Here is a 12,010-nt window from a genome sequence, read left to right on the forward strand (position 1 = left end):
GGCGTAGCCGCCCACGCCTGATGAACGCTTTCGCATCCCATCGTCGGCGGCGATGACGGCCGCCGACATCGACGAGACCGTCCGTGCCGCGATTCATGCGACTTGGCGCGTCGCGCAGCCGCGGCTGATCGCGACGCTGTCACGGATGCTGCGCGACGTGCCGCTTGCGGAAGAGCTGACCCAGGATGCGCTGGTCGCCGCGCTCGAAGCGTGGCCCGGCATCGGCGTGCCCGACAATCCCGGCGCCTGGCTGATGACGACGGCGAGGCGCCGCGCGCTGGATCATTTGCGCCGTGGCAGGATGCTCGCGGACAAGCACGACATGCTGGCGCGGGACATGTTGCAGGAGCAGGAGGCCGTGCCGGATTTCGAGGCCGCGCTCGACGATGACATCGGCGATGAACTGTTGCGGTTGATCTTCACCGCCTGTCATCCGATCCTGTCGCGCGAGGCCCGCGCGGCGCTGGCGCTGCGCATGATCTGCGGCTTGACGACGTCAGAGATCGCGCGCGCCTATCTCGTGCCTGATGCCACCATCTCTCAGCGCATCGTCCGTGCCAAGCGGACGCTGTCGGGGTCCGGCCTCGCCTACGAGACGCCATCAGGCGAGGCTTTGTCGGAGCGTCTTGCCTCGGTGCTGGAGGTCGTCTACCTCATCTTCAACGAGGGCTATGTCGCGGCGCGCGGCGATGAATGGCTGCGGCCGCAGCTGTGCGACGAGGCGCTGCGTATGGGCCGCGTGCTCGCAGGTCTCGCCCCTGACGAGCCCGAGGTTCACGGCCTCGTCGCCCTCATGGATTTGAATGCCTCGCGGGCCCGCGCGCGCACCGATGCGAATGGCGATCCCATTCTGCTGATGGACCAGGATCGCACGCTCTGGGATTGGTTGCAGATCCGCGACGGCCTGCGCTCGCTCGAACGCGCCACCGAGCTCGGCGGCCAGGCAGGATTTTATGCACTCCAGGCGGCGATCGCGGCGTGCCACGCAAGGGCGGAGACCGCCGCAGCGACCAACTGGCGTCGCATCGCGCAGCTCTACGGCGAACTGGCGCAGCTGGTGCGCTCGCCGGTCATCGAGCTCAATCGCGCGGTCGCGGTCGGCATGGCCTTAGGACCGCAAGCCGGCCTCGACGTGCTGGACACCATCGCCGGGGAGCCGGCGCTGGCCTCATATCATCATCTGCCGGCGGTGCGCGGCGATTTCCTGCAAAAGCTCGGGCGGCTCGCGGAGGCGCGGCAGGCCTTCGAAGCCGCCGCGCATCTTGCGAGCAACGGGCGCGAGCGTGCGCTGATGCAGCGCCGCGCTGCGGCACTCGACGCCCGGAAGGTTTAGCTCGTCACCTTGGGCGGCGGTGCGGTTCCTTGCGCCCATTTCTCCAGCTTGCCGAGCACGCCCCAGGCGGTGAGCGCCAGCGAGATCGGCAGGGCGAATTGGCCGAGGCCCGGGACTGCCGATGCAATCGTTCCGAACAGTCCGGCAAGGCCGCCGGCATTGGGGCTTGCGGTCACGGCTGACAGCAGCGCGGTGATGAGCGCGCCGCCGATGCCGAGCGCGGTCTTCTTGCCGTCGAGCATCTTGCCGATGGTCTCGCCGAGCGCGCCATTGACCTGGCCGAGCACGGGCTTGCTGTCCTTGTTGAGCAGGACACCGAGCAGGTCGAGCACCGGCTTTAGCTGGTCGACGGGCGACGGAGTTGTCGGAGTGGTTGGCGAGGGCATCGGCACCGTCTTGTTGACGAGAGAGAGCAGCCGTTCGAGCACACTGATCGGATCGTTGGTGGCAGCATTCGTGCCGCCGAAGGTCGCGCCACCCGAAGACGTGCCTCCTGGTGTCGCACCGGCGCCCTGCAGCAATTGGGCGAGGCTTTCCAGGCGCGTCAGGATCTGGGACAGATCCACGTTGGGCGTCTGGACCGGTTGTACTCCCGCGCGCGTGATGGCGGCGATCGTGGTTCCGTCGAGCAGGCCAGTGTCCGGGAGGCCGTTGCGCTGCTGAAAGGCCGAGACTGCCGCCTTGGTCTTCGGTCCGCTGATGCCGTCTTCATCGAGCGGCGGATTGGCGCCGAGCTTGTTGAGCGTCTGCTGCATCAGCAGAACCGACGCCGCCGCGTCCTCGTCAGGCTCGGAACGGGGAGCGATGGACGGGCTGTCGTCGATCGTGATGGAGGCATCCAGCGACATCATCGCGTGCAGGATGACCGCAGTGCCGAGCTGGGTGTCGACATGGTTCGGGTCGAAGACGTGGTCCGCGACGAATTTGCCGCCCCTTGCCTCGGTCGGTCCGTAGAGGGTCGAGCCGCCATAGAGATAGGGCGAGTTGACGCCCTTGGCGTGATAGCCGAGGCCGTTGAAGCATTCGAGCCGGTAGAGCGTGCGCGCGATGCCCCAGTCCTGCGTGCCGACGAACTGCTGGATCCTCAGCGCGTCCACGGCGCCGTCGACGAAGGAGGCGAACGGACCGCGCCCTTTCGGGACGAGGCATGTCGCCCGATGCAGCGGCTCGCCGTTGCCGAGATAGGTGTCGAAATCGAAATTGGATTCGCGATAGTGGCACAGCGCGACGAAGTACCAGGGCACGCCGGTCAGCCGTTCGACCTGCTGGTAGGTTGCCTTGCCGTTGATCGCCTTGCGTGCTGTCGCGTTGGCTTCGCCAAGGCGTGAGGGCCGGATCTGGAGATTGGCCCAGTTCCTCTCGTACTCACTCTTCAGGCTCTCGTATGACACCATCTCCCGCTCCCGCGAATTGATCAAAATTATCGGTTTCGTTGTGCAAATCAGGCGTGAGCCGCGCGCCGGCATACGCGGGCTCGGGCTCTGGGCGTGGTTTGCCCAATGTGGCAGGCCATCGCCGGAGTGTGTGTGAAATGGCTTACACGTGCAGCGCGAAAGATTGCGGGCAGTGAAACGCGATCTCCGGCAGCCGATGCGCAAGGGCGAGACGGTGCATTCCGGAACCGGCCGGTCGGCCATCCGTTAGCACCAGAGACGGTGTGTTTCGGGAATCCTGCAATGGCCAAGCGCGTCCTCGCGATCGGCATCGAACCCGGCAATGCGGATTACAGCGCGTTCCCGTAGCTGACGCCGGCGCTCGTGCGCAACTATATCGAAGCGCAGCTTCTGCGCCTGCGCGGCCTCGGCTACGAGGTCACGAGTTGCCTGATCGATCTGGACGCGGCCGCTGAAGCCGCCCTGACGGCGGCGCTGCGCGACGAGCACTTCGACTGCGTCGTCATCGGTGCCGGCCTGCGCGAGCCAAAGGAGCGGCTGCTGCTGTTCGAGAAGGTGCTCAATCTCGTTCATCGCCTGGCGCCGCAGGCCGCGATCTGCTTCAACTCGACACCGGCCGATACCGCCGAATCCGTCCAGCGCTGGATCGAGCCGTAACGGCGACAAGCGGCTGTTCCCGAAGCCATATGAAGCCAACTCCCCGGGCGACCTTGCAGGCCTCGTGCGTACCGCGGTGACTAGGGAATTCAAGCAGACGCCGGAAGCGATCATACTCTCCTTTTGCTCTGGACAAGGGGGCCGCGATCGAAGTGGAATTGCGGCCGGCCCTGGCTGTCGCGGCAGGCCGGTCTTTTGGCGCAAGGGTCGGAAGCGGGCCGGGCTCAAACGATTGTTCTGGCCCGTGATCGCGCCGGACGCTATGACTGGCCTGAGCAGATGGGGAGGATTCGAATGCTCCGACGCCTTGGAATTGCAGCGTGTTTCTCGGTCGCGATGGCCATCCCGCTCCACGACGCGGTGGCGCAGGACGCCATTGGCGGCGCCATCGTCGGCGGCGTGGGCGGAGCGATCCTGGGTGGCGCGCTGGGCGGTGGCCGCGGCGCGGCAATCGGCGCCGTCGTCGGCGCCGGCACGGGTGCTGCGATCGCCGCCGAAGGCGAGCGCCGGCGCTCCGGCTATTACGCCTATCAGCGCGGTTGCTACATGCAGCGCCCGGACGGCCGCTACGTCCCGGTCGATCCGCGCTACTGCTACTGAGCCAGGCGGGCGCCCCGCGCCTCCAGAAAAGGGCTCCAGGAAGGCGCCGGTCCTCGAATTGACCTCGGCATGAATGCCGGCTCGACAAGCCGCTATACCGCGTCGGCAGGCTCGCTTGAGTGGCCGATCATGCGCCGGTGGCTGGTCGTCTTGATCATTGCCGGCGATCCCATTGCAAACAGCGGGCAGCCGGGCCCGGGATTCTCGATATCCCGGTTGCGGGGAAAGGGCCCCTGACGTCTCGATCGGCCCCAAGCTAACGATCGCTTCGGCGTACATTGGATACTGAACTGCACAGGGGCGCGTCCTAGCCAGCTCGCCGGCAAAGTCCGGGGCGGCTATTCGACGGGTCTGGCCGGCTTCGCGTCGGTCTTCGCGCGGCGAAACAACACGTCTCCTTTACGTAGCGGCCGGCCGGAGATAAACTAAAGGTAGCATTTTTAGCTGACCGATTTTTTGTCCCGCGGGCCGGCACTTGTCGCTAGGCCGGTTCGCCCTGAGCTCGTTTTGCCGAAAGGGCGGGTCCCATGGCGCGATCGATTACTCTGAACAATGCCAGCGAATGGATTGTGGTCTCCGAGAGCGCGGCGACTGTCCGTCGAGGCAGGAGGCGCGCGGCCGCGACGGACGCGGTCGCCACTCCGGTCATCCCGGCCGAATTCCTTGCGCCGCAGGTGACGATCGATCGCACCATGGAGCTCGCGCCGACGGCCACGCGTCGCGCGGCCGGAGTGCCGATGGTCGACATCTCCGTCGTCCCGTCGGCGAACGAATCCTATCTGCTGGCCATCAGACACGCCTCCGGCGCACTCACGTTCCATGCGCCCGAGATCGAAATCGGAACGGCCGAAGTGCGCAGAGGACGATCGGCCGCGCCGGCAAGCTTCCGCTTCCGAGTCCCACTCCGCAGTGCTTCGTTGTCGGCCGAACGGCGCGGCATCGTGAGCTCGGTCATCAAGGCCGTCATCCTGAAAGTCGCTGGCAGGATCGCTGACGCGCTGCTGCCCAAGCTTGCTGCTACCGTCGAGACGGCGTTGTGGAGAAGGGCGGGTCTATCCGAGGGGTGGTTCAGGCTCGACCAGAGTTCGCTGGCATCGGGCACGTTGCGCCCGGGTGGACCTGCCGCCGGTCAGACCGGACGGGCGCTGCTGTTCCTGCATGGGACGTTCTCACACACGACTTCCTCATTCAAGGAGCTCGCCACGCCGCAATTCTTCACGCCGTTGCAGGCGGCATATGGCGATCGGATTTATGCGTTCGATCATTTCAGCGTCAGCAAGACTCCCGAAGAGAATGCGACAGACCTGCTCGCCGGCTTGCCCGATCAGGAGACCGAATTCGATGTCATCACCTATTCGCGTGGCGGCCTCGTGTTGCGCAATCTGGTGGAGCGCAGGAGTGCTCTCGGGCCCACGGCAAGCCGCTTCAAGCTGAACCGCGCGACGCTTGTCGCCTCGCCCAATGACGGCACGCCGCTGGCTACGCCCGCGCGGTGGGAGGAAACTGTCGGATGGCTTGCCAATCTGATCGAACTGTTTCCCGAAAATCCGCTGACGTTTGGCGTCGGCTTCGTTGCTGACGCGCTGGTCTGGATTGCGCAGCGCGCCGGCGGCGCGTTGCCGGGCATTGCTGCAATGGACAGCGGCGGTGAGATGGTGGCCGATCTGCAGGGACCTCCGGCGCCACCTGCTGCCGCCTATAGCGCGCTAGTTTCGAACTTCACCCCATCGGGCAATATCCTCGAGCGAATGGTCGACGTCGGCATCGACGCGTTCTTCGCTGGCGCGAATGATCTCGTCGTGCCGAGTGCCGGTGGATGGCTCATCGACCGCGCCGATGGATCGATCCCCGGTGACCGGATCGGCTGCTTCGGTGCGGGCGGAAACTTTCCATCGAATCTGCCACCGGTGCATCACCTGAACTTCTTCGGCCGCGCCGAGACCGCCAATTTCCTGCTTCAGGCGCTGGCTGGAACGCCGCACGGATTGCCGCAGATCGACCCTTCGGCCACGCTCCCCGACAGCCGGGGGCGGCGCGGCTTTGCCGAAAGACCGGCCGTGCCGCCGCTGCCTCAAGCCGCTCAGCTCCCTGCGCCCTCGGCAACTGCGGTCGCGCCCGCGCCGCTTCCGACGCCCTCGGATTTTTCGATCTTCAGCGATGCTTTCCAGCTCACGCTGATTGATCCCCGGCCGCTGGCGCAGGACGGCGGGCCGGTTCATCCAAACGGGGATGAGCAGGAAGATGGTGTGGTGAAGCCGCAACCCTACCAGTTGCTGGCGACCTATGGCGGCGCGCGCATCGTGGAGCCCTTTACCGCCAAGGGCGGTGAAGCCGGGCAGAGGTGGCACGACATCATCGCCATGCACGAACGCATGAAAAATTACGTCGACGGCAAGCTCGGCTTCGACGCGCCGACCGACGAAGAGCTCATCAAATACGGGACGCTGCTGTTCGACACGCTGTTTCCGCGCGAGGTGCGTCGCCTCTACGACGTCGCGCGGTCGCGCGAGGAGCGCAATGGGCATCTCAATGTGATCTTCACGTCGATGATTCCGTGGGTCGCCGACAAACCCTGGGAGTTCGCCTTCGATCCGGACCGGAAGACGTTTCTCGCCACCCAGGAGCTGCATTTCGTCCGCAATGCGCTGACGGCGATGCCAGTGGAGGTTGCTCGGCCCAAGTCGGGGCCGCTCCGAATTCTGGTCGCCGTCGCGCAGCCGATCGGGACCGCGAAGCTCTCCACGGAGCAGGAGGAAGCCGTCATCATGCGCAGCTTCCAGCCGCTGATCGATGCCGGCCTGGTCAAGGTTGACGTGCTGCGCGCGACGACGCCGACCCGGCTTCATCGGTGGATTTCAGCGACACCTTACGACGTCGTGCACTTCATTGGCCATGGCACCTTCGACACCGAGACCGGCCAGGGCTTCCTTGTTTTCGAGGATGACAAGGGGGCGGTGTGCGAGGTCGGTGCACGAAACATCTGCGAAATCCTCTGCAGGCGGGGAATCCAGCTCATCTTCCTCAACGCGTGCGAAACCGGGCGCGGGGAGGCGACAGGCAGGAGACCACGCAAGGCGGATTTCAACCGCGGCATCGCGCCGGCGCTGGTGGCGAACGGCGTCCCGGCCGTCGTTGCGAACCAGTTCAGCGTCCGCGACGAGGCCGCAACCGAGTTCTCTCAGCATTTCTACTGGTCGCTGGCGCAGGGAGCGTCCTACGGAAGCGCGGCGCGGGAAGCGCGGATCGCGGTCAACTACTCGACCAGCCACGATACGATCGACTGGGCCGTTCCGGTCGTCTACGCCAGGGATCCCGAGGGGCGCATCTGCGAGCGGCGTACGCTGCCAAAGGACGCGTTGCTGACGCCGCTGGTGTCCCCCACGGCGCGACGCGCCACCATGCTGCACAAGTTCCGCGTGGCTGTTTGGGACGTCAACCATGTCTTTCCCGAACTCGAGCGTACGGTCCAGCGCTTGAATCTGGCCCAGGGCGAGTTCGGCTTCGAGGTTGTCGACATGTCCGTTCCGCTCGGAGCCTGGCAGCGCGTCAACGGAGGCCTGCAGCTCAATGCCAATCTCGCCGCGCGTGGGTTGAACAACAAGCGCCAGGAATTCGGTGTCGATTTCCTGTTCTGCATCATCGACAAGCCGATCACGTATCAGGAAGACGGACGGACGCACACCGGTTACATGTGCTGGTGGTCCAACCGCGGCGCGGAGAACATCATCATCTTCGGCGCCGTCTATGAAGACAAGCCGACGCAGGGACCTGCCGCAGATCATATGATCGCAAACGCAATCGTGCAGGGGCTGACGGGCATCCTGGCGGACCGCGGCACGCACAAGCGAAAGGCCGGAGGCGCCAAGCACTGCCCGCTGTATTACAACGGCGAGTTGGACATGCGGCTCGACATTGGATCGCAGCGTTTCGATGCCGTTTGTGAACGCGAGCTCAAGAAGCAGATCCCCGAGCACCTGCCCGCGCTGAAGGCGTTGCTCGCTGCGTTCGACTGAGATCGCTCGTCAGCGGTTGCCGGGCGCATCCGGCATGATCTGCCGGAGCGGCTCCGGCGAGATCGATATCTGGCCGGTGAACGGACGGTCGTGCGCCGCGATCAGCAGCACCGAAGTGGCAACGCCGGTCGCGAACAGGCCCATCGCGATCGCCGATCCCAGCCGGTTGTCGCAATGGACGAAGCCGATCACCAGCAGCTCGCACAGGGCCTGGAGATAGAGGCACCACCACTTCACCGCATTCACCGAGGCGAGGCTGACGATGATGCGCTGCCGCCGTGCATCCAGCGCCTGTTCCAACGCAGCGAGGATCTCGCGCTGCGTCGTCTCCTGGGTCCGCCCCTGCGGCGCCATGGTGACGACGAGCTGCAGGGCTTCCGCGAGCGCCGCCGGCGTCGCCTTCAGCGAGGCCTCCTGATGCGCCATGTCAGGCCATTCCTCCGCGACGGCTTTGCCGACATAATCGCGCACCAGCCCACGCAGCCTCGTTTCCTGCTCCGCCGGCAGGCCGGCGGCGAGCAGCACGGCGCTGCGGAGCGCGCTGGCCTCGCGGCTCACCGCGGCGCCGGCGCGGTCGCTGTCACCCCAGACCTGCGCCGCGGTGAAGGCGACGAACAGGCCGAAAATGATGCCGAGCACCGGCAGCATGCCCGGCGAGATCGCCTTCAGCGACGCCGCGCGCTCCTTCGTCGCGACCAGGGCGACGGCGACGAACACCGCTGCAGTCAGAAGATAGGTGAAGCCGAAGATCACCAGCGCCATCACGGACACGGGCAGATTGTGCAGCCAGTCGCTCATGTCATCTCGTTACGTGTCTGGAAGCTCTTTAGATCAGCCGCATGCCGCGCAGGCTTGCGTGCCCGTTCTTGCCGACGATGATATGGTCATGCACGGCGATCCCGAGCGGCTTGGCGATGTCGATGATCGCCTTGGTCATCTGGATGTCCGCCTGCGACGGCGAGGGATCGCCTGAGGGATGGTTGTGGACCAGGATGATGGCGGTCGCCGAGAGCTCCAGCGCACGCTTGATCACCTCGCGCGGATAGACCGGGGTGTGATCGACGGTGCCGGTCTGCTGCACCTCGTCGGCGATGAGCTGGTTGCGCTTGTCGAGGAAGAGCAGGCGAAACTGCTCCTTGTCGGCGAAGGCCATGCTGGTGCGGCAATAGGCGATCACCTCGTTCCAGGACGATAGCGCGTTGCGGCTGTTGACCTCGCCCTTGGCGACGCGGTGCGCCGCGGCCGCGATCAGCTTGAGCTGGTTGATCGCGGCCTCGCCGACGCCGTCGACCTCGCGCAGGCGCGCCACCGGCGCGTGGACGACCTCGGCAAAGGAGCCGAAGGTCTTGATCAGCGCTTTCGCGAGCGGTTTGGTGTCGCGCCGCGGCAGCGCCGGAAACAGCGCCATCTCCAACAGCTCGTAATCGCTGAGCGCGTCCGCGCCGGCGCTGTAGAAGCGCTCGCGCAGCCGCTCGCGATGGCCGAGATAGTGCGGCGTCTCGTCGGGCTTGCTGTTGTTTTGGTCGGCTTTGGTGGGCATCAGCCCCCAGCATTGCCGGGGACCACCGCTTTTGCAACCGTCAATTGCGGTGAAGAACGGGGTTCAAGCCGGTGCCTCGGCCCAAACCTCAGCCGATCTGCTTCTCGCCGTGCCGCTCCGAGAGCGTGAAGATCTCGACACCCGTTGCGGTGACGCCGACCGAATGCTCGAACTGCGCCGACAGCGAGCGGTCGCGGGTCACTGCGGTCCAGCCGTCGGAGAGGATCTTCACATGCGGCTTGCCGAGATTGATCATCGGCTCGATGGTGAAGAACATGCCGGGCTTGAGCTGCACGCCTTCGCCGGGCCGGCCGATATGGATGATGTTCGGCTCGTCGTGGAACATGCGCCCGAGGCCATGGCCGCAGAAATCGCGCACCACGCTCATGCCCTGCGGCTCGACGAAGCTCTGGATGGCGTAGCCGATGTCGCCGGTGGTGGCGCCGGGCTTCACCGCGGCGATGCCGCGCATCATCGCTTCATAGGTCACCTCGATCAGCCGCTCCGCCTTGCGCGCGATCGGGCCGATCGCGTACATCCGGCTGGAATCGCCATACCAGCCGTCGACGATGAAGGTGACGTCGATGTTGACGATGTCGCCTTCCTTCAGCGGGCGGTCGCCGGGCATGCCGTGGCAGACCACGTGGTTGAGCGAGGTGCAGGTCGAGTAGCGGTAGCCGCGATACATCAGCGTCGCCGGATAGGCGCCATGGCTGAAGGCGAAGTTGCGGACGAATTCGTCGATGCGATCGGTCGGCACACCGGGGCCGACGATGTCGGTGAGCTCGTCGAGGCACTTCGCCACCAGGGCCCCCGCCTTGCGCATGCCGGCAAAGGCGGCCGGCCCATGCAACTTGATCTGGCCGGTCTTGCGCAGGGAGGTATCGGTGGCTTCGACGTAGCTCATGCTTGTCCGGTCTTCTGGGGCTCGGGCGGGCGGAAAGGGCTTGAATTCACGCCCCAATTTAATGATTACGGGCCTTCGTGCAAGCTCAGCCTACCCGCTATGCGCCTGAAAACAGGCTCAATTCGGGACTTCTACGGTGGTTTCGACCGGCAGCGCCCCGCCGCGGACGCGGATTTCGCGGACGGGGTAGGGAACCCGGATGCCCTCGCGCTTGAAGGCCTCCCACAGCGCCAGCATCACGTCGCTCTTGACGTTGTCCATGCCGTCGGGGTCCGCAAGCCAGAAGGTCAGCGAGAACTTCATGCCGGCCTCGGCGAACTCGGTCAGGATGCAGTTCGGCGGCTTGGCCTTCTGGGCGCGCGGATGCGTGGCGGCGGTGTCGATCGCGAGCTTGCAGACCAGCTTGGGATCGGCGTCGTAATTGGTGCCGAAGGGGATCTTCACCAGCGTGTTCTTGTCGGTGTAGGTCCAGTTGACGACCTTCTGCGTCACCAGATCCTCGTTCGGCACCAGGAATTCGCGGCCATCGCCGGCGGCCACGGAAATATAGCGCGTCTTCATCGCGCTGATGCGCCCGGTATTGTCGCCGATGGTGACGAGATCGCCCGGCTTCACCGATTTGTCGGCGAGCAGGATGATGCCCGAGATGAAGTTGGCGACGATCTTCTGCAGGCCGATGCCGATACCGACGCCGACCGCGCCCGAGAATACCGCGAGCGCCGAGAGGTCGATGCCCACAGCGCCGAGCGCAATGACGACAGCGACGGCAAGCAGCCCGATGCGGATGATCTTGATCAGCAGCACCTGCACCGACGGGGTCAGGTCGGTGGTCGAGTTGATCTTGCTCTCGGCGAAATTGCTGGCGATGTTGGTGAGCCAGAGCGCGAAGATCAGCAATGCGCCGGCCTTGAGCACCAGCAGCGGCGTCAGCCTGAGACCGCCGAGCACGATGGCGTAGGAATCGAGCAAATCGACCGTGGCATCGAGCTGGCCGAGGATCGACAGCGCGGCGACGAACCAGGCCGCAACCGACACCAGCCTGACGAAGAAGGCGTTGCGCAGCACCGAAGTCACGAGCCGGATCGCGAGCCAGGCGAGCCCGAGCTTGGCGGCGACCATCAAGAGATAGCTGCGGCTCGGCCAGGTCGCGTGATACATGATCACGCGGGAGATGATCACGAGCAGCGTGAACACCGCCGTCGAGCCGCTGGCGACCATCACCCGGGCGGAGTGACGGAGCGGCAGCGGCCAACGCAGGGCGAGCGAGCTCAAATCGACGCGGTTGCGAATGGCGGTTTCGGCGGCATAGGCGATCCCGGCCGCCGCGAGAATGAGCCCGAATTGCAGGTAGAACCACGGCGAGGCGATTTCCGCCCCGACGCTGCGCGCGGTGGTCTGCACGAACTCCATGATGTCTTTGAGGTCCATGTCCATCGGCGGGTCTCGTCGGGAGGCAGGCGGAAGGGTTTGATTCGAAGGCGCCGCAGAATCCCACAAAGGCAGCGGCCGGACCATCGATACACCGCGAAGTGAAGCGCGTTAAGGCTGTAAAATACGGGCAGATTG

8 protein-coding genes and 1 pseudogene are annotated in these 12,010 nt (G+C 65.4%); 4 read left to right on the top strand and 5 right to left on the bottom strand.

Annotation, left to right across the window (positions count from 1 at the left end; translation table 11 throughout):
• The first annotated feature begins 52 nt into the window (after positions 1 to 52).
• A complete protein-coding gene (locus tag G8O24_RS38395; RefSeq protein ID WP_188107706.1) occupies positions 53 to 1,333 on the top strand; it encodes an RNA polymerase sigma factor in 1,281 nt (426 codons plus the stop codon).
• Here G8O24_RS38395 and G8O24_RS38400 read toward each other — a convergent pair.
• Entirely contained in the window at positions 1,330 to 2,727 is a 1,398-nt protein-coding gene (locus tag G8O24_RS38400; protein WP_188107707.1) for a peptidoglycan-binding protein, read from the bottom strand. The genes G8O24_RS38395 and G8O24_RS38400 overlap by 4 nt on opposite strands.
• Before the next feature lie 282 nt (positions 2,728 to 3,009).
• Here G8O24_RS38400 and G8O24_RS38405 point away from each other — a divergent pair.
• The 3 genes and pseudogenes from G8O24_RS38405 (at position 3,010) to G8O24_RS38415 (ending at position 7,997) form a co-directional block, all read left to right on the top strand.
• Positions 3,010 to 3,384 (top strand): annotated as a pseudogene (locus G8O24_RS38405) (hypothetical protein).
• A gap of 294 nt (positions 3,385 to 3,678) precedes the next feature.
• Complete coding sequence (locus G8O24_RS38410; protein WP_188107708.1) at positions 3,679 to 3,984, top strand: YMGG-like glycine zipper-containing protein; 306 nt, start codon at positions 3,679 to 3,681, stop codon at positions 3,982 to 3,984.
• 527 nt (positions 3,985 to 4,511) lie between these two features.
• Entirely contained in the window at positions 4,512 to 7,997 is a 3,486-nt protein-coding gene (locus G8O24_RS38415) for a CHAT domain-containing protein (RefSeq protein ID WP_188107709.1), read from the top strand.
• A gap of 9 nt (positions 7,998 to 8,006) precedes the next feature.
• Here G8O24_RS38415 and G8O24_RS38420 read toward each other — a convergent pair whose 3' ends face one another.
• The 4 genes from G8O24_RS38420 to G8O24_RS38435 form a co-directional block, all read right to left on the bottom strand.
• Entirely contained in the window at positions 8,007 to 8,795 is a 789-nt protein-coding gene (locus tag G8O24_RS38420) for a bestrophin-like domain (RefSeq protein WP_188107710.1), read from the bottom strand.
• Between the two features lie 28 nt (positions 8,796 to 8,823).
• Positions 8,824 to 9,537 (bottom strand): RadC family protein, encoded by a 714-nt coding sequence (radC, locus tag G8O24_RS38425; RefSeq protein ID WP_188107711.1) that lies wholly within the window; start codon positions 9,535 to 9,537, stop codon positions 8,824 to 8,826.
• A gap of 88 nt (positions 9,538 to 9,625) precedes the next feature.
• Entirely contained in the window at positions 9,626 to 10,444 is an 819-nt protein-coding gene (map, locus tag G8O24_RS38430) for a type I methionyl aminopeptidase (protein ID WP_188107712.1), read from the bottom strand.
• A 117-nt stretch (positions 10,445 to 10,561) separates the two neighbouring features.
• Positions 10,562 to 11,878 carry a mechanosensitive ion channel family protein gene (locus G8O24_RS38435; RefSeq protein ID WP_188107713.1) on the bottom strand — a complete coding sequence of 439 codons (1,317 nt, stop codon included), beginning with the start codon at positions 11,876 to 11,878 and terminating at the stop codon, positions 10,562 to 10,564.
• Positions 11,879 to 12,010 lie beyond the last annotated feature (132 nt).

The organism is Bradyrhizobium campsiandrae, assembly GCF_014529705.1.
GTDB lineage: Bacteria > Pseudomonadota > Alphaproteobacteria > Rhizobiales > Xanthobacteraceae > Bradyrhizobium > Bradyrhizobium campsiandrae.

What these genes read in the sequence shown, in the direction of transcription:
- G8O24_RS38420 (WP_188107710.1), bottom strand. Translation starts at nt 8,795, where the DNA reads ATGAGCGACTGGCTGCACAATCTGCCCGTGTCCGTGATGGCGCTGGTG.
- G8O24_RS38410 (WP_188107708.1), top strand. Translation starts at nt 3,679, where the DNA reads ATGCTCCGACGCCTTGGAATTGCAGCGTGTTTCTCGGTCGCGATGGCC.
- G8O24_RS38400 (WP_188107707.1), bottom strand. Translation starts at nt 2,727, where the DNA reads ATGGTGTCATACGAGAGCCTGAAGAGTGAGTACGAGAGGAACTGGGCC.
- G8O24_RS38435 (WP_188107713.1), bottom strand. Translation starts at nt 11,878, where the DNA reads ATGGACATGGACCTCAAAGACATCATGGAGTTCGTGCAGACCACCGCG.
- G8O24_RS38415 (WP_188107709.1), top strand. Translation starts at nt 4,512, where the DNA reads ATGGCGCGATCGATTACTCTGAACAATGCCAGCGAATGGATTGTGGTC.
- radC (WP_188107711.1), bottom strand. Translation starts at nt 9,537, where the DNA reads ATGCCCACCAAAGCCGACCAAAACAACAGCAAGCCCGACGAGACGCCG.
- map (WP_188107712.1), bottom strand. Translation starts at nt 10,444, where the DNA reads ATGAGCTACGTCGAAGCCACCGATACCTCCCTGCGCAAGACCGGCCAG.
- G8O24_RS38395 (WP_188107706.1), top strand. Translation starts at nt 53, where the DNA reads ATGACGGCCGCCGACATCGACGAGACCGTCCGTGCCGCGATTCATGCG.